Source organism: Amycolatopsis sp. NPDC024027 (assembly GCF_040638975.1).
Lineage (GTDB): Bacteria > Actinomycetota > Actinomycetes > Mycobacteriales > Pseudonocardiaceae > Amycolatopsis.
Genome location: NZ_JBEZYY010000005.1, coordinates 214616 through 230519, shown reverse-complemented (window position 1 = coordinate 230519; position 15904 = coordinate 214616). Strand labels below are relative to the sequence as shown.

The following is a 15904-nucleotide window of genomic DNA, read 5'->3' as shown; positions in this document are numbered from 1 at the left end:
CTCACTCCGCCGCGAGCGGCACTTCGGGTGCCGCGACGACGGCCGCGGACTGTCCGGCTTGGACCGCCCACACCTGCCCGGTGGCGGGGTCGGCGAGCACGGTTTCGATCGCGGCGGCGACCGTGTCGGGGTCGGCCAGGCGCAGGCCGTGGTCCCGCAAGGCCTGCCGGTGCGGGGCGAGGGCGGGGGTGTCGACCAGCCCCGGGCACAGGGCGTTGATCCGGATCCCGGCGGCGGCCAGCGCCGGGGCGGCCGACCGGGCCAAGCCCACCAGCGCGTGCTTGCTGGTCGCGTAGAACAGGTCCGGTGATCCGGTCAGCCCCGCGATGCTGGCGATGACGGCGATGGATCCGTCGCCTTGCCGCCGCAGCGGGGGCAGGCAGGCGTGCAGGCCGTAGACGACGCCGTCGAGGTTGGTGCGCAGGGTGTCGCGGTAGCGCTCGACGGTGAAGTCGTGCAGGCCGCAACGCCCGGGGACGCCGGCGTTGAGCACGACGTTGTCGAGCCGGCCGAAGGCTTCGACGGTGGCGGTCACGGCGCAGGTGTTGTCCGCCGGTTCGCCGACGTCCACGGGGACGAAAAGGCCGCCGACCTCGGCGGCGACCGCCTCTCCCGCGGCCGCGTCGCGGTCGGCGATCACGACGCGGCCGCCGGCGCGGTGGAACCGGCGGGCGGTTGCCGCGCCGATTCCGCGCGCGCCGCCGGTGATCAGCGTGACCGCGCCGGTCACCGGGCCGCCGCCACGGGTGTGACTTCCACGCCGTCCAGCCGTAGCCCGTGGCGGCGCAGGAAGGCGCGGCCGAAGACGCGTTGGACGATGACGAGCGCGGCGAGCGTCACCACCAGCAGGGCCAGTTCGGCGAGGGGGACCGCATCCACCGGCAGGACCAGCACGATCACCGCCCGCAGCGCCGCGTCGAGCAGGCACGCCGCGGCCCAGAGGGCGCTGCACAGGCGCAGCAGGCGGCGAAACGGCGGGTGGTCGTCCCAGTTGCGGCACCAGGTGCGCTGTTTGTCCTGGTCGAGGACCGTCCTCGCCGCCTCGTACAGGAACGGGCGCCGGGCCCAGACCGTGACCAGGAGGAATCCGCCGAGCGCCGCCATCAGCACCACGCCGCGGAGCAGCAGCGCGCGGGGGCTGCCGCTGATGAAGGACCCGGCCACGGTCACCGCCATGGCCCCGAGCACGAACCAGCGCACGCCGCCGATCCGCTGCCCCGCCGCCAGGTCACGCAGTCCGGTGACGACCGGGATGACCGCGCCGGCGAGGAGGGCGAGCAGCTGGTCCACGCCCGCGGCGCGTAGCCCGTAGAACAGCGCCAGCGGCGCGAGCACCTCGATCAGGACGCCGTTGAGCCGCTTCACCGCGCCACCGCCAGGGTGAACGTCGTGACGGCTTCGGCGGTGTAGGCCTCGAAATCGAAGTCGGCTTCGTCGCGCAGCCGGCGTGCGGCTCCGTCGACGGCTCCCCGGATCAGCACCGCCATCGACCGGAGGTCGAAGTCGCGGAATTCGCCGCTCGCCTGGCCCTGGGCGAGGAGCTTCTCGAGGCTCTGCACGCTGACTTCCTGCGCGCTGGCGGAGGTGTACGGCCGGCCGGTCGCGGTGCGCAGGTGCGGGCCGATCTCGGTCAGGGCCGCCATGTCGTTGGGGTGTTCGCGCAAGAACTGCAGGTTGGCCTCGAGGTAGGCCCGCACCTTGCCGGTCGCGGTGTCTTCGGCTTCAACCCGCTCGTTGATGAACACCGCCCCGGCGGTGAAGACGTGCATCAGGATCTCGTGGATCAGTTCGTCCTTGTCGGCGAAGTGGTAGGAGATCATGCGCGGGCCGCTCAGCCCGGCCTTCTCCGTGATCCGCGCGAAGGACGCTTTCGCGTACCCCACCTCAGCGATCGTGTCGATCGCCGCCCGCATGATCTGTGCCCGCCGTGCCTCGTTGGTGAACGTCCGCCCCATGACCCCTCCGCACTTTTATCTGGTCAGATAAAAGTTACCACAGTCATTACGTTCGTGTCCGGTAGTTCTGCGGGCTGAGGCCGAACTCGCGCTTGAAGGCCGTGCTCAGGGCGAAGGCGCTGCCGTAGCCGACCTGCCGGGCGATCGAGGCGATCGTCGTTTCCGGGTGCTGGCGCAGCAGGTCGGCGGCCAGGGCGAGCCGCCAGCCGGTGAGGTACGCCATCGGCGTCTCGCCGACCGTGGCGGCGAACCGCCGGGCCAGGGCGGCGCGGGACACGCCGACGTCGGCGGCGAGCTTGGCGACCGTCCACGGCTCGGCCGGCTGGTGCTGCAGCAGCCGCAGCGCCTGTCCGACGATGGGGTCTTCGTGGGCCCGGTACCAGGCCGGTGCGCTGGTGTCCGGCCGGTCGAACCAGGCTCGCAGCGCGGCGATGAGCAGCAGGTCGAGCAGCCGGTCGAGGACGGCTTCCTGGCCGGGTACGTCCCGGCCGATCTCGGCGGCGAGCAGCCCGGCGACCGGGTTCGGCCAGTCGGCCGCGCGCAGGACGAGCACCGTCGGCAGCGCGGCCAGCAGCCGGTTGCTCAGCTCGCCTTCCATGCCGTAGGTGCCGGTGAGCAGCACGGCCGGGCCGTCGGTGCCGTGGCCCCAGGTGCGGACGCCGAGGTCGGCGAGTTCGGTCAGGTGACCGCCGTCGGGGCTGCGACACTCCTGGCCGGGCAGGATGAGCGCCTGCGGCGGCGTCGACGGGTGGTCGGCGACCAGGTAGGAATCGGGGCCGCGGACGATCGCGACGTCACCTTCGCCCAGCAGGACGCCGTCGGCGGTGTCGGGCACGATCCACGCTTCGCCGCGCACCACCGACACCACGGTCAGGGGTGCCCGGTCTTCGATGCGCAACGACCACGGCGGGGTCAGCACCGAACGCAGCAGGAACGCGCCGTGGGCGCGGGGGCCGTCGAGGAGCGCGGCGAGCGGATCCATGCCGCAACTGTAGACGCTGGAACATGCGATCGAGGCTTTCAGCTATGGAGAGTCTCACCAGTGGCCGGTTGACTGGCCTCCATGACAACGAACTTCCTGGTGGTGGGCGGCACCGGCAAGACCGGGCGCCGGGTGGCGGACCGGCTGCGCGAGCGCGGCCTGCCGGTGCGGAGCACGTCGCGGCGCGGGGTGCCGCCGTTCGACTGGGGCGACCGCGGCACGTGGGCGCCGGTGCTCGACGGCGTCGGCGCGGTCTACCTGACCTACTACCCCGATCTGGTGGTGCCGGACGCCGCCGGCGACATCCGGGCTTTCGCCGAATTGGCGGTGGCGGCCGGGGTGCGGCACCTGGTGCTGCTGTCCGGCCGCGGCGAAGAGGAAGCCGAGGCCTGCGAAGGGATCGTCCGGGCGGCCGGGACGGGCTGGACGATCCTGCGGTGCAGCTGGTTCGCGCAGAACTTCAGTGAGCACTTCCTGCTGGACGCGGTGCGGGCCGGGGAGATCGCGCTGCCGGCGGGGACGGTGACCGAGCCGTTCGTCGACGTCCGCGACATCGCCGACGTCGCGGTGAAGGTGCTGACCGAGCCCGGGCACACCGGCGAGCTGTACGAGCTGACCGGACCGCGGCTGCTGAGTTTCGCCGACGCTGCCGCGGAGATTGCCGCCGCATCCGGGCGGGATGTCCGCTATGTTCCGGTTTCGGCCGGAGAGTTCGCCGCCGCGGCGGCGGGGCAGGGCATGCCGGAGGCGGAGGCCGGCGCGCTGGCCGAGCTGTTCGCGCGGGTGCTGGACGGCCGCAACTCGTCGGCGACCTCCGACGTCGAGCGGGTGCTGGGCCGGCCGGCGACGGAGTTCGCCGATTTCGCGTGGGACGCCGCGGCGACCGGGGTCTGGGCGCGGTGAAAGGGAAGGGGAAGCCGATGTCGACGGTGGTGCTGGTGGCCGCGCTGGTCGCGGCGGGGTTGATCGCGGGATTGTTCTACGCCTACGCTTGTTCGGTCATGCCGGGCCTGGCCCGCGGGGACGACAAGACGTTCGTGGAGGGCATGCGCGGGATCAACGTGGCGATCGTGAACCCGGTGTTCCTGCTGACGTTCCTGGGCGCGCCGCTGCTGGCCGGGGTGGCGGTGTTCCTGAACCCGGGGCCGCGGCCGTGGGTGATCGCCGGGTTCGTGCTGCTGGTGGCGATGGTGGTGATCACCGGCGTGGTCAACGTCCCGCTCAACAACGCGCTCGACAGCGGGGGCGACGACTACGCGGCGGTGCGGGCGGCGTTCGAGACGACGTGGGTCCGCTGGAACGTGCTGCGCGCGCTGGTGAGCACGGCGGGCTTCGGCTGCCTGGTCGCGGCCGTGCTCACCCGGCGCGGTTAGCCCTCGAGGCGGAAGAGCAGGTCGGTGACCCACTGCGCGGGGTCCGGGACCTCGCGGGGGTCGCTGCGCAGCACTTCCAGGCGGCAGCCCCATTCCTCGCCGTCCGGCCCCGGGGCGCGGTCCCAGGTGAGGCCTTCGGCGGCGCCCCAGGCGAGGACGGCCTCGGTCGCGGCGGCGAGGCCGCCGGGTGGGCCGACGTAGGTGTCGAGGACGTACCGGCCCGCCGGGAGCTCGCCGAGGAAGGCGGGCCCGGCCGGGGTGTGGTCGCCGTCGACCGGGACGCCGGCTTCGACGGTGAAGCGGGGGCCGGGGTGGAGCACGCGGTAGCGGAAGAACGGGGCTCCGGCCGGGGTGACGCCGTGCGCGGCGAGGGTGCCGATGAGGGGTGGCAGCCGGTCGGCGATCCGCGGGAAGTCCGCGATGCCGACGGTGGCGCGCTCGGCGACGTACCGCTGGGCGGGCCGCTCGACGACGGCGGGCATCAGGCGAAGTCCTCCGGTCCGAGCATCGGGCGCACCTCGATGCTGCCGTAGGTGGCGGCGGGATGGCGGGCGGCGAGTTCGAGGGCTTCGTCGAGGTCGGCGCAGTCGAGGATGACGAAGCCGCCGATCTGTTCCTTGGCTTCGGTGAACGGCCCGTCGGTGAGCAGCACTTCGCCGTCGCGGACGCGGATCGTGGTGGCTTCCGACGGCGGGCGCAGGCCGCCACCGCCGCGGACCTTGCCGCGGCGTTCCATGTCCTCGCTCCAGCCGCCGCAGCCGTCGTTCGCGTGTTCTTCGGCGGTTTCGTCGCCGCAGATCATCAGCAGGTACTGCATGTCAGCATCCTTTCAGGACTTCGCGCAGGCGCGCGGCGAAAGCTTCGGCGTCGGTGTCGAACCCGCCGTGGCCGCCGGGGAACACTTCGGTGGCGGCGCCGAGGGCCGTGGCCAGCCCGAGGGCGGCCTGGTGGACCGGCAGCTCGGCGGACTGCTCGCCGACGGCGACCACCAGCCGCGCCGGGATGGCCCTCAGCGCGTCGAGGTCGGGCTCGTAGGCGCCGGTCGCGGGCATGAGGTGGCCGAAGAAGTAGGCGAAGTTGCCTTCGGCGCGCGGGTCGAGCGGCGGTGCGGGGTCGACGCCCACGACTTTCATGAACGCGGCGAAGGCGGCCGCGAGCCCGTGGTCGCGGAACAGGGCGGGGATGTCGGGGCCGTCGAGGGCGCCGGCGGGCAGGTAACGGGTCACCGGCGGTTCGTGCAGTACGGCCGTGCGGACGTCGGCGGGGTGGTGGCGCAGGTGTTCGAGCAGGGTGATCGCGCCGCCGCTGCTGGCCAGGACGTCGGCGGGGCCGACTTCGGCGAGCAGCCGGTGCACGTCTTCGGCGTGCTCGCGGACCGGATCCGGGCCGGGGGTGCCGTCGAGGGGGCTGCGGGACAGGCCGCGCGGGTCGTAGGTGACGACGGTGTGGTCTTCGGCCAGCAGCGGCCGGAGGTGCGTGAACACCGCGGCGTCGGCGGGTCCGCCGGGGATCAGCAGCAGCACCGGCCCGCGGCCGTGGACGTCGTAGGTGAGGGTGGCGCCGGGGACGGCGAGGGTGGTCATCGGTGTTCCTCCGGTGGTCGGGCTTCACCAGCCCGACGAACGGCGTCGCCCGGGACCGACACCGTCTCGGAGATTCTTCGCGTGAGGTAGCTGCGTTCGGCGTCGGTGCCGGCGAGGTCGCGGGCTTGCTCGTACCAGTGCCGGGCTTCGGCGTGGCGGCCGAGGCGGCGGAGGAAGTCGGCGCGGGTGGCGGCCAGCAGGTGGTAGCCCGGCAGCGGCAGGGCGTCGAGGAGGGCCAGTCCGGCCGCCGGGCCGCCGGCCATGCCGACCGCGATGGCGCGGTTGAGTTCGACGACGGCGCTGGGGACGTGCTTGCGCAGCTGGTCGTAGAGGCCGGCGATCTGGGGCCAGTCGGTGTCGGCGGCGCGGGTGGCGGTGGCGTGGCAGGCGGCGATGGCGGCCTGGATCTGGTACGGCCCGGGACGGCGGCGGCGCAGCGCGGTCTCCAGGACGGCGGTGCCTTCGGTGATCGCGGTGGTGTCCCAGCGGGTGCGGTCCTGCTCTTCGAGCGGGACGAGGACACCCTCGGCGTCGACGCGGGTGGCGCGGCGGGCGTGCTGGAGCAGCATCAGGGCGAGCAGGCCGAGGGCTTCGGGTTCGTCGGGCATCAGCCGCGCGAGGACGCGGGCGAGCCGGAGCGCTTCGGCGGCGAGGTCCGGGCGGAGCAGGTCGGGTCCGGCGCTGGCGGAGTAGCCCTCGTTGAACGTCAGGTAGAGCACGCCGAGCACGGCGTTGGTGCGTTCGGGCAACAGGTGCGCGGGCGGGACGCGGTAGGGGATGCGGGCGTGGCGGATCTTGCGCTTCACCCGCACGAGCCGCTGGGACATGGTGGCTTCCGGGACGAGGAAGGCGCGGGCGATTTCGGCGGTGGACAGCCCGGCGAGGGTGCGCAGGGCGAGCGCGACCTGGGCTTCGGTGGCCAGCGCGGGGTGGCAGCAGGTGAAGATGAGCCGCAGCCGGTCGTCGGTGACGCCGCTGTCGTCGGGTTCGGGTTCGTCGTGGAGATCCACGAGGGCGGCCTCCCGGAGCTTGGCGGCGCCGAGGGCGTCGCGGCGGAGCCGGTCGGTGGCGCGGTGGCGGGCGGTGGTGGTCAGCCAGGCGCCGGGCCGATCGGGGACGCCGTCGCGGGGCCAGGTGCGCAGGGCAAGGGCGAAGGCTTCCTGGGCGCACTCCTCGGCGAGGTCCCAGTCGCCGGTGATCCGGATGAGCGTGGCCACGACCTGGCCCCACTCCTCGCGGAACGCCTCGGCGACCGCGGTCTCGACGTCCACCACCCGCTCCTTTCCGCCGGTTTCACCCTCACGACGAACGGGACGGCCCGGGACCGACAGCCGCGGCGTGACACGCGCCGTACCCTTCCGCGCGCACGACGATCCGGCCGTCTTCCACGCGGACGGCCGTCTCGGTGGCGTCGCTGACGGCGGTGACGCCGGCGGCGGCCGCGAGTTCGCCGGTCGCGTCGCAGACGAGCCGTAGCCGGGGCCGGGCCGGGGGTGCGATCGCCTGGTCGAGGCAGCCGCGCAGGTCGGCGACGGCGAGCCGGGCCAGTGGCGCGAGTTCGCCGGGGTCGCTGGTGACGAGCACGGCGGTGACGTCGGCGCCGGCGCGGACGGCCTCTTCGAAGGCGGCGGCGCGGTGCAGGCCGAGGACGGTGACGACGCCGTCGCCGGGCCGGAACGGCTCGCCGGTCAGCAGGTCGGTCGCCGTCGGCGGGTTCCACGGCTCCCCGGCGGGCCGGGCCTGGGTGGTGATCGGCGGCTCGGCCGGCCAGCCGTCGCTCAGGTCCAGCTCGAGCAGGGCGGCGCAGGCGGTGACCAGGTGGAACGGCTCGCCGAAGCCGGGCGCGGCGGCGGCGAGCTGGCTGGCTCCGTGCAGTGTGGTGAGCGCGGCTTCGGCGACCCGCACGAGACGGCGTCCCGGCTGGACGCGTTCGAGGGCGAGCCCGAGCAGGATCGCGTCGACGTGCATGAGCTGCGCGAAGGGGCGCCGGGTGTGCTCGTCGGCGAGGACTTCGGGCAGCAGGTCGCGGGCGAGGCGGGCGTCTTCGCTGTCGGTGTCGGTGGCCAGCGGGAGCCGGGTGATCCAGGCGCGGGCGAACGCGGCCAGGACGTCGGCCGCGGCGGGGTCCGGCGGCGGGGCGGCGGGGCGAGGTGCGCGTTCGGCGAGGTCGGCCAGGACCGCGAAGTACAGGGCGCGTTTGCCGGGGAAGTTGGAGTAGACCGCGCCGCGGGTGAGTTCGGCGCGGTCGGCGATGACGTCGATCTTCGCCTCGCGGAAGCCGCGGCGGGCGAACTCGTCGCGGGCGGCGGTGAGCACCTTGGCGCGGTTGCGCTCCTGGGTCTCCGCCCTGCTGAGCCTGGCCATCGTCCTCCTTGCCGTGGGATCGCCAGTCAAGATACCGTGAACACTGAAATGATAAGAGCATCTGATTTGAACATCTGGAGTGGTGGATGACCCCCGAGATCGACCTGACCGACCCGAAGGTGCTCACCGACCCGTTCACCGCCTACGACCAGGCGCGGGAAGTGAGTGCGGTGGCCAAGCTGGTCATCCCCGGTTTCGGCCCGTTCTGGGCCCTGACCCGCTACGCCGAAGCGCGCGCGATGCTGACCGACGCGCGGTTCGAGGTGAACTCCGGCAGCTTCATGCGCCCGCCCGGGATCCCCGAGCACTGCCTGGCGTACCTGGAGACGATGTCGGAGAAGGACGGGCCGGAGCACCTGCGGCTGCGGCGGCTGGTGGCACCGGCGTTCACGCCGAAGCGGGCCGCGCAGCTGCGGCCACGGCTGTCCGCGATCACCGAGGGGCTGCTCGACGAGCTGCCCGGGCACGCCGAAGACGGCGTCGTCGATCTGGTGCCGCACTTCGCGCGGCCGCTGCCGATCGACGTCATCTGCGAGCTGGTCGGCATTCCCGCGGCCGATCGGCCGCGCTGGCGCGAGTACGGGGCCGCGGTCGCGAGCGGGATGGGGCCGGACTTCGCCGCCGCGATCCCGGCGATCATCGAGGGCGCGCGGGAAGCCGTGGCGCGCAGCCGGACCGAGCCGGGCGACGACCTCATCGGCGACCTGGTGCGCGTCCAGGCCGAGGACGGTGACCGGCTCACCGACACCGAGCTGGTCACCCTGGTCTGGCACCTGGTCCTGGGCGGGCAGACGCCGGTGAACCTCATCGCCAACGCCGTCGAAGCACTGCTGCGGCACCCGGACCAGCTGGCTCTCCTGCGCACGGACTCCGGGTTGTGGCCGGCGGCGGTGGAGGAGCTGATGCGCTGGTGCAGCCCGCAGCTGCTGACCACGCCGCGGTTCGCGCGCGAGGACGTCGAGATCGACGGCGAGCTGATCCGCAAGGGCGAGCGGGTGACGGCGGCGTTGGTGTCCGCCGACCGCGATCCGCGGGCGTTCGCCGAGCCGGACCGCTTCGACATCACCCGCTCGGGGCCGGCGCAGCTGGGCTTCTCGCACGGCCCGCACTTCTGCCTGGGCGCCTCGATCTCGCGGGTGCAGACCGAGGTGGCGCTGTCGTCGCTGTTCGCGCGCTTCCCGGACCTGGCACTGGTGGAGGACGTCCCGCGGGCGCCCGACGGCGGGACCTGGCGCCCGGCGCGGCTACTGCTGGCCCTGTGACACCAGACCCCGCGACATCAGGCCCCGCGCCGGCCCGAGCCCGGCGGCGAACGTCGCGAATGACTCATTCGGGACCTCGCACGTCCCGAATGAGTCATTCGCGGCATCGCGTTACGGCCGGCCCTTCGGAGCGCGGGTGCTGACCAGCGCTTCGATGCCGTCGAGGACCCGGGCGAGGCCGAAACGGAAGGTGTAGGCCGGGTTCTCGGCGGCGTTGTGGGCCTCCCCGGCGGCCTGGCCGACGCGGGACGAGATCGGGTAGTGCGCCGCGTCGGCGGCCGGGATGCCGGCCAGCACCGGCCAGGCGCGCTCCCACCACTGCGCGTCGGTCATGCCGGTGGCGCGGACCAGGCGGGCGTTGTCGAGCGAGCTGCGCGCGGTGCTCCGGACCAGGCCGGTGACGAGGCTGACCACGGCGTCCATCTCGACGTCGCCGAGGCCGATGCCCTCGATCGCGCGCAGCTCGTGCTCGTACTTGGCGAAGCTGTGCGGGCCCAGCGCCGAGCGGCTGGTGGTCACGTGCAGCAGCCAGGGGTGGCGGTGGAACAGCGCCCACTGCGCTTCGGCGATCGCGGTCAGCGCCGCTCGCCAGCCGAGGCCTTCCTCCGGGGCGGCCAGCTCGCCGTGGGCGTGGTCGATCATCAGGTCCAGCAGCTCGGCCCGGCCCGGCACGTAGGTGTAGAGCGACATGGGGGAGACGCCGAGCTGCTCGGCGACCCGGCGGATGGTGACGGCTTCGATGCCGTCGGCGTCGGCGAGCGCGACCGCGGCGCGGACGACGTCGGCCGTGGCCAGCTTGGGTTTCGGGCCGCGGCGCGGAGGTGCCGAGACGCCCCAGAGCAGCTCGATCGCCCGCCGCGGGTCGCCGTCACCGTTCTCCTGCGTGCTCACGCCGGCCATTCTGCCCACCTGATTCCCGTACAATGTACAGAGTTGTGCTAACCTCTTCTTCGTACACTGTACAGAGTTAAGGGGCAGGATGACTCCGCACATTCACGCCGAGGGACTTCGCAAGCGCTACGGCGACGCGTACGCCCTCGAGGGGTTCGATCTCTACGTCCCGGCCGGCACCCTGTGCGGCCTGCTGGGACCCAACGGCGCGGGCAAGACCACAGCGGTGCGCGTGCTCTCGACGCTGCTGCGTCACGACGGCGGCGTCGCCCGGGTGGCCGGGTTCGACGTCGCCACCGAACCGGCGAAGGTGCGAGCGTCGATCGGGCTGGTCGGCCAGCAGGCCGCCGTCGACGAAATCCTGTCCGGACGGCAGAACCTGATCCTCTTCGGCCGGCTGCACCACCTGGGCCGCCGGGAGGCCGCCCGGCGTGCCGACGACCTGCTCGAGCGGTTCGGTCTCGCCGATACCGGGCCGAAGCCGGTGTCGGCCTACTCCGGCGGGATGCGGCGGCGGCTCGACCTGGCCGCGTCGCTGCTGGCGGTCCCGCGGGTGCTCTTCCTCGACGAGCCGACGACCGGGCTGGACCCGCGCAGCCGCGCCGAGGTCTGGCGGGCGGTGCGGTCGCTGGTCGCGGACGGCACGACGGTGCTGCTCACGACGCAGTACCTGGAGGAGGCCGACCGGCTGGCCGACCGGATTTCCGTCGTCGAGCACGGCCGGGTGATCGCCGAAGGGTCCCCGGACGAGCTGAAGGGCTCGCTCGGGGCGACCCGCATCGAGCTGGTGCTCACCGACCCGGACGCGCTCGGCGCGGCGGCGGGCCTGCTCGCGCGGGTCACCGGGGCCGAGCCGGTCACCGAGGAGCTGCGGGTGAGCGCGGCGGCCGAGCCGTCGATGCTGACCGACGTCGTGCGTGAGCTGGCGGCGACCGAGCTGTCGTTTGCCGACGTGGCGCTGCGGCAGCCGACGCTGGACGAAGTGTTCCTGGAGCTGACGGGGGTGCCGCGATGAGGTGGGCGATCGAAGACGGCTGGACGCTGACCCAGCGCTACCTGGCCCAGCTGGTGCGGCGCCCGGCGCGCCGCGCCGGGGTGGTGGCGTTCCCGATCCTGATGGTGCTGATCTTCGCCTACCTGCTCGGCGGCGGGATGAGCGTGCCCGGCGGGGGCTCCTACCGGGAGTTCCTGATGCCGGGGATGTTCGCGATGACCATGGCCTTCGGGCTCTCGGGGACGATGATCGCGGTGCTGGACGACACCGGCAAGGGCGTCACCGACCGGTTCCGGTCGCTGCCGATGGCGCCGTCGGCGGTGTTCACCGGGCGGGTGGCGGCGGATCTGGTGAACGCCGTCCTCGCGCTGGCCGTGCTGGTCGGCTGCGGGTTCGCCGTCGGCTGGCGCCCGCACGGGAGCCTGGGTGAGACCCTCGCGGCGCTGGGCCTGCTGCTCCTGCTGCGGACGGCGCTGGTGTGGGCCGGGATCTACCTGGGCCTGCTGACCGCCGATCCGTCGATGGTGTCGCTGGCGCAGACCCTCGAGTTCCCGTTCGGGTTCCTCTCCGGCGCGTTCGTGGCGACCTCGACGATGCCGGCGTGGCTGGGAACCGTGGCGGAGTGGAACCCGTTGTCCTCCACGGTGACCGCGGCGCGGGTGCTGTTCGGCAACCCGGGCGCGGCGGGGACGTCCTGGGTGAGTGCGCACGCGGTACCGATGGCCGTGGGGTGGCCGCTGGTGCTGCTGGCGGTGTTCGTGCCGTTGTCGGTGCGCAAGTACAGGAGGCTGGGGAACTGAACGTCCACTTCGAACCGGGTGAACCACCGCGGACGGGCCGGCTGGTGGTCGAGGGCCGGGAGCTGTCCATTGCGGACGGCCTGCCGGAGCTGCTGGCCGGCGCCGACGCCTTCTGGGCGACCGCGGCGAAGGCCGCGCTGCGGCTGGTGGCCGCGGGACGGCTGCTGCCCGGCGTCACCGCGGCCGGACACGACGCCTGGCGCGTCGGGCCGCTGGAACCGGCGGAAGCCGCGTGGCTGCGGGACCTCGCCGCCGCGATGCCCCCGGACGAGCGCGCGCCGGGACCGCTGCTGCGGGCCTTCCTCGACGCCGTCGCCGACACGCTGCCCCGCACCCCCGCCGCGGCCAAAGCGGCCGGGACGCGGTTGTTCGCCGCCGTCGCACCGCAGCGCGCGGATTCGTTGCGCGACTGGGCCGACGAGCTGGCCGCGGGCCTGGATTCGGGAATCCGGGTGTCGTTGCGGGTGGCTGCGCCCGGCGGGTTCGAGAGCGGGCGGTTCCACGCCGTGGTCCAGGTGCACAGCCTGGCCGACCCCGGGCAGGTCGCCGACGCGGCGCAGCTGTGGGAGACCGGGCGCTTCGGGCCGCGGGCCCGCATCGACGTCCTGCTGGCGTTGCGCCGCGGCGCGCAGGTGTGGCCGGCGCTGAGCCCGCTGCTGACCTCGGCGGTGCCGGCCGAGGTGGCGCTGGGCGAGGACGACGTGACCGAACTGGTCGCGGCCGCGGCACCACGGCTGGCGGCGGCGGGGATCGACGTGCACTGGCCGGCCGAGCTGGCGGGAGCGCTGACCGCGCGGGCCGTCGTCCGCGCCGGGGACACCCCGGGCGACCTGCCGTCGTTCTTCGGCGGCGGGCGCGCACTGGCGTTCGACTGGCAGCTCGCGCTGGGCGGTGAGGTGCTGACCGAGGCGGAACTGGACGCGCTCGCCGAGGCGCGCCGCCCGGTGGTGCGGCTGCGCGACCGCTGGGTGCTGGTCGATCCGGCGCTGGCGGCGAAGGCGCGGGACCGGGCACTCAAGCCGCTGACCCCGGTCGACGCGCTGGGGGCGGTGCTGTCGGGGACCACCGAGGTCGACGGCGAGGTGGTCGAGGTCGTCACCGACGGCTGGCTGGCGCGGCTGCGGGAGCGGCTGTCCGAGCCGCCGCACCCGCAGGCCCCGCCGGCCGGGCTGGCCGCGACGCTGCGGGACTACCAGCTGCGGGGGCTGCAGTGGCTGGCCACGGTGACCGGGCTCGGGCTCGGCGGGTGCCTCGCCGACGACATGGGCCTGGGCAAGACGGTCACGCTGATCGCACTGCACCTGCACCGGGCCGCGGGGCCGACCTTGGTGGTGTGCCCGGCTTCGCTGCTGGGCAACTGGGAACGCGAGATCCGCCGGTTCGCCCCCGGCGTGCCGGTGCGGCGCTTCCACGGCAGCGCCCGTTCGCTCGAGGACGTCGAGGACGCCGCCGGGTTCGTCCTCACGACCTACGGCACGCTGCGCACCGATCCCGCGCCGCTGGCCGGGGTGCGGTGGGGGCTGCTGGTGGCCGACGAGGCCCAGCACGTCAAGAACCACCGTTCGGGCACGGCGAAGGCGCTGCGGCTGGTGCCGGCGGCGGCGCGGGTGGCGCTGACCGGCACGCCGGTGGAAAACACGCTCTCGGAGCTGTGGGCGATCCTCGACTGGACCGCGCCCGGCCTGCTGGGCTCGCTGAGCGAGTTCCGGACGCGGTGGGCGAAGCCGATCGAAGCCGGGGACTCCGCGGCGGCCGAACGGCTTTCGCGGTTGCTGCGGCCGTTCCTGCTGCGGCGTCGCAAGTCCGATCCGGGGATCGCGCCCGAGCTGCCGGCGAAGACCGAGACGGACCAGCCGGTGGCGCTCAGCGCGGACCAGGTGGCGCTGTACGAGGCGGTCGTGCGGGAGATGATGGCCGAGATCGCCGGGAGTGACGGGATGGTCCGGCGCGGCCGGATCGTCAAGCTGCTGACCGCGCTCAAGCAGATCTGCAACCACCCGGCGCAGTACCTCAAAGAACCCGGCGGCCGTTCGGGCAAGGTGGAGCTGCTCGACGAGCTGCTGGACACGATCCTCGCCACCGGCGGCGCGGTGCTGGTGTTCACCCAGTACGTCGCCATGGCGCGGCTGCTGGAGAAGCACCTGGCCGGCCGCGGGATCCCGACCCAGCTGCTGCACGGCGGCACCCCCGTGCCCCGGCGCGAGGAGCTGGTGGCCCGGTTCCAGGCCGGTGCGGTGCCGGTGTTCCTGCTGTCGTTGAAGGCCGCCGGGACGGGGCTGAACCTCACGCGCGCCGACCACGTCGTGCACTTCGACCGCTGGTGGAACCCGGCGGTGGAGGACCAGGCGACCGACCGGGCGTACCGGATCGGGCAGACCCGGCCGGTCCAGGTGCACCGGCTCGTCGCCGAAGGCACGGTCGAGGACCGGATCGCGGCGATGCTGCGGGAGAAGCGGGCACTGGCCGAGGCGGTGCTGGCCGGCGGCGAGGCCGCGTTGACGGAACTGTCGGACACCGAGCTGGCCGAGCTCGTCGAACTGAGGAGCCGTGGATGACCGACGATCGGGTGCGCGGGTTTCCCGCGTTCGGGGCGGCCGGGCACCTCGCCCGCTCGTGGTGGGGCCGGGCGTGGGTGCGGGCGATGGAGGACACCGCGCTGGACCTGCGTCAGCTGAAGAAGGGCCGCAAGTACGCCGCGGCCGGCCTGGTCGGGCCGATCACGGTCAGCCCGGGCCGCATCGCGGCGGTGGTCGACGACGCCGACGGCGGCCCGTACCGCACGCAGCTGCGGCTGGCGGAGCTGCCGGAGCCGGACTGGACGCGCTTGCTCGACCGCGTCGCCTCCCGCGCGGGGCACCTGGCGGCGCTGCTGGACCGCGACCTGCCACCCGACCTGGTCGAGGCGGCGGGCGTCGACCTGCTGCCGGGGATCGGCGATCTCGACCCGGAGTGCGACTGCCCGGGCTGGGAGCTGCCGTGCCGGCACGCGGCGGCGTTGTCGTTCCAGGCGTCGTGGCTGCTCGACGCCGACCCGTTCCTGTTGTTGCTGATGCGGGGCAAGGGCGAGCGGGAGATCCGCGAGGAACTGGAGAGCCGCACCGCACCGGTGCCGGTCGCGGAGCCGGCGGAGGACCGGGTTCCGGGGGAGCTGCCCGACCTGGCCGGGTTCCGGCCGTCGGGCGCCCCGTCGATCCCGGCGGCGCCGGGGGTGCCGGCCGAGGCGTTCGCGCTGCTGGCGGCCAACGCGGCCGGGCGGGCGCGGGCGTTGTCGGAGGGGCGGCCGCCGCCGGGGCGGCGGCATGACGCGATCCGCTTGGCCGCCGAGTTCCCCTCGGTGGCCAAGCGGCTGGGTGAGGGTGCGGGCTTCGCGCGGGCGGTCGCGGCGTGGCGGTACGGCGGGCCGGACGGGCTGGAGGTGCTGGAAACGCCGTGGACCCCGCCGAAAGCGGCCGTGGCGGCCGCGCGGGCGGCGCTCGCGGACGTGGCGGGGGAGCCGGTGTTCGAGCGCAACCACTGCACGGTCGGTGAGGTGCAGCTGAGGCTGGATCGCCGGGGTCGGTGGCACCCGTACCGGCGCGAAGGACAGATGTGGTGGCCCGCAGGGGCTCCGGAGAACGATCCGGGGCTGCTGGTGGGCTGAGTGCCGCCGGACGCCAGAGGTCGCGAATGACTCATTCGCGACCTCTGGCGTCCCGAATGA

At 73.9% G+C, this 15904-nt stretch carries 17 protein-coding genes; 7 read left to right on the top strand and 10 right to left on the bottom strand.

The window, feature by feature from the left end; all coding sequences use genetic code 11:
* Position 1 precedes the first annotated feature (1 nt).
* Genes AB0F52_RS15445 through AB0F52_RS15430 form a run of 4 tightly spaced genes read right to left on the bottom strand, consistent with a single transcriptional unit; the run spans position 2 to position 2937 of the window.
* Positions 2–730 carry an SDR family oxidoreductase gene (locus AB0F52_RS15445; protein WP_360170189.1) on the bottom strand — a complete coding sequence of 243 codons (729 nt, stop codon included), beginning with the start codon at positions 728–730 and terminating at the stop codon, positions 2–4.
* Positions 727–1365, bottom strand: coding sequence for a VC0807 family protein (locus AB0F52_RS15440; RefSeq protein ID WP_360170186.1), 639 nt, complete (start codon positions 1363–1365; stop codon positions 727–729). Before AB0F52_RS15440 ends, AB0F52_RS15445 begins: the two co-directional genes overlap by 4 nt.
* On the bottom strand, positions 1362–1955 hold the full coding sequence (locus AB0F52_RS15435; RefSeq protein WP_360170183.1) for a TetR family transcriptional regulator: 594 nt from the start codon (positions 1953–1955) through the stop codon (positions 1362–1364). The genes AB0F52_RS15440 and AB0F52_RS15435 overlap by 4 nt, the downstream gene beginning before the upstream one ends.
* Positions 1956–2001: 46 nt before the next feature.
* Positions 2002–2937, bottom strand: coding sequence for an AraC family transcriptional regulator (locus AB0F52_RS15430; protein ID WP_360170180.1), 936 nt, complete (start codon positions 2935–2937; stop codon positions 2002–2004).
* 81 nt (positions 2938–3018) lie between these two features.
* Between AB0F52_RS15430 and AB0F52_RS15425 the strand changes: the two genes are divergently transcribed.
* Positions 3019–3840, top strand: a complete 822-nt coding sequence (locus AB0F52_RS15425; protein WP_360170177.1) for an NmrA family transcriptional regulator — start codon at positions 3019–3021, stop codon at positions 3838–3840.
* 17 nt (positions 3841–3857) lie between these two features.
* On the top strand, positions 3858–4310 hold the full coding sequence (locus AB0F52_RS15420) for an anthrone oxygenase family protein (RefSeq protein ID WP_360170174.1): 453 nt from the start codon (positions 3858–3860) through the stop codon (positions 4308–4310).
* On the opposite strand, the gene AB0F52_RS15415 is transcribed toward AB0F52_RS15420, so the two are convergent.
* Genes AB0F52_RS15415 through AB0F52_RS15395 form a run of 5 tightly spaced genes read right to left on the bottom strand, consistent with a single transcriptional unit; the run spans position 4307 to position 8257 of the window.
* Positions 4307–4792 carry a GyrI-like domain-containing protein gene (locus AB0F52_RS15415; protein WP_360170171.1) on the bottom strand — a complete coding sequence of 162 codons (486 nt, stop codon included), beginning with the start codon at positions 4790–4792 and terminating at the stop codon, positions 4307–4309. The genes AB0F52_RS15420 and AB0F52_RS15415 overlap by 4 nt on opposite strands.
* The gene (locus AB0F52_RS15410; RefSeq protein ID WP_103339374.1) at positions 4792–5127 is read right to left on the bottom strand and encodes a YciI family protein; all 336 of its coding nucleotides are present in this window, start codon (positions 5125–5127) and stop codon (positions 4792–4794) included. The genes AB0F52_RS15415 and AB0F52_RS15410 overlap by 1 nt, the downstream gene beginning before the upstream one ends.
* A gap of 1 nt (position 5128) precedes the next feature.
* Positions 5129–5893, bottom strand: a complete 765-nt coding sequence (locus AB0F52_RS15405) for an alpha/beta hydrolase (protein ID WP_360170167.1) — start codon at positions 5891–5893, stop codon at positions 5129–5131.
* Positions 5890–7164 carry a sigma-70 family RNA polymerase sigma factor gene (locus AB0F52_RS15400; protein ID WP_360170164.1) on the bottom strand — a complete coding sequence of 425 codons (1275 nt, stop codon included), beginning with the start codon at positions 7162–7164 and terminating at the stop codon, positions 5890–5892. Before AB0F52_RS15400 ends, AB0F52_RS15405 begins: the two co-directional genes overlap by 4 nt.
* 28 nt (positions 7165–7192) lie before the next feature.
* Positions 7193–8257, bottom strand: a complete 1065-nt coding sequence (locus AB0F52_RS15395; RefSeq protein WP_360170161.1) for a TetR/AcrR family transcriptional regulator — start codon at positions 8255–8257, stop codon at positions 7193–7195.
* Positions 8258–8343: 86 nt separating this feature from the next.
* On the opposite strand from AB0F52_RS15395, the gene AB0F52_RS15390 reads away from it, so the two are divergent.
* Positions 8344–9519 carry a cytochrome P450 gene (locus AB0F52_RS15390; RefSeq protein WP_360170158.1) on the top strand — a complete coding sequence of 392 codons (1176 nt, stop codon included), beginning with the start codon at positions 8344–8346 and terminating at the stop codon, positions 9517–9519.
* 111 nt (positions 9520–9630) lie between these two features.
* Here AB0F52_RS15390 and AB0F52_RS15385 read toward each other — a convergent pair whose 3' ends face one another.
* Positions 9631–10419, bottom strand: a complete 789-nt coding sequence (locus AB0F52_RS15385) for a TetR/AcrR family transcriptional regulator (RefSeq protein ID WP_360170155.1) — start codon at positions 10417–10419, stop codon at positions 9631–9633.
* Positions 10420–10498: 79 nt separating this feature from the next.
* On the opposite strand from AB0F52_RS15385, the gene AB0F52_RS15380 reads away from it, so the two are divergent.
* Genes AB0F52_RS15380 through AB0F52_RS15365 form a run of 4 tightly spaced genes read left to right on the top strand, consistent with a single transcriptional unit; the run spans position 10499 to position 15844 of the window.
* Complete coding sequence (locus AB0F52_RS15380; protein ID WP_360170152.1) at positions 10499–11425, top strand: ATP-binding cassette domain-containing protein; 927 nt, start codon at positions 10499–10501, stop codon at positions 11423–11425.
* Positions 11422–12204, top strand: a complete 783-nt coding sequence (locus AB0F52_RS15375; RefSeq protein WP_360170149.1) for an ABC transporter permease — start codon at positions 11422–11424, stop codon at positions 12202–12204. Before AB0F52_RS15380 ends, AB0F52_RS15375 begins: the two co-directional genes overlap by 4 nt.
* A 44-nt stretch (positions 12205–12248) precedes the next feature.
* A complete protein-coding gene (locus AB0F52_RS15370; protein ID WP_360170146.1) occupies positions 12249–14759 on the top strand; it encodes a DEAD/DEAH box helicase in 2511 nt (836 codons plus the stop codon).
* Positions 14756–15844 (top strand): SWIM zinc finger family protein, encoded by a 1089-nt coding sequence (locus AB0F52_RS15365; protein WP_360170143.1) that lies wholly within the window; start codon positions 14756–14758, stop codon positions 15842–15844. Before AB0F52_RS15370 ends, AB0F52_RS15365 begins: the two co-directional genes overlap by 4 nt.
* Positions 15845–15904 lie beyond the last annotated feature (60 nt).

Bases quoted from the DNA above. Each gene is read 5' to 3' on its own strand.
- AB0F52_RS15365 (WP_360170143.1), top strand. From the start codon at position 14,756: ATGACCGACGATCGGGTGCGCGGGTTTCCCGCGTTCGGGGCGGCCGGG.
- AB0F52_RS15425 (WP_360170177.1), top strand. From the start codon at position 3,019: ATGACAACGAACTTCCTGGTGGTGGGCGGCACCGGCAAGACCGGGCGC.
- AB0F52_RS15415 (WP_360170171.1), bottom strand. From the start codon at position 4,792: ATGCCCGCCGTCGTCGAGCGGCCCGCCCAGCGGTACGTCGCCGAGCGC.
- AB0F52_RS15395 (WP_360170161.1), bottom strand. From the start codon at position 8,257: ATGGCCAGGCTCAGCAGGGCGGAGACCCAGGAGCGCAACCGCGCCAAG.
- AB0F52_RS15380 (WP_360170152.1), top strand. From the start codon at position 10,499: ATGACTCCGCACATTCACGCCGAGGGACTTCGCAAGCGCTACGGCGAC.
- AB0F52_RS15390 (WP_360170158.1), top strand. From the start codon at position 8,344: ATGACCCCCGAGATCGACCTGACCGACCCGAAGGTGCTCACCGACCCG.
- AB0F52_RS15375 (WP_360170149.1), top strand. From the start codon at position 11,422: ATGAGGTGGGCGATCGAAGACGGCTGGACGCTGACCCAGCGCTACCTG.
- AB0F52_RS15430 (WP_360170180.1), bottom strand. From the start codon at position 2,937: ATGGATCCGCTCGCCGCGCTCCTCGACGGCCCCCGCGCCCACGGCGCG.
- AB0F52_RS15405 (WP_360170167.1), bottom strand. From the start codon at position 5,893: ATGACCACCCTCGCCGTCCCCGGCGCCACCCTCACCTACGACGTCCAC.
- AB0F52_RS15420 (WP_360170174.1), top strand. From the start codon at position 3,858: ATGTCGACGGTGGTGCTGGTGGCCGCGCTGGTCGCGGCGGGGTTGATC.
- AB0F52_RS15385 (WP_360170155.1), bottom strand. From the start codon at position 10,419: ATGGCCGGCGTGAGCACGCAGGAGAACGGTGACGGCGACCCGCGGCGG.
- AB0F52_RS15410 (WP_103339374.1), bottom strand. From the start codon at position 5,127: ATGCAGTACCTGCTGATGATCTGCGGCGACGAAACCGCCGAAGAACAC.
- AB0F52_RS15435 (WP_360170183.1), bottom strand. From the start codon at position 1,955: ATGGGGCGGACGTTCACCAACGAGGCACGGCGGGCACAGATCATGCGG.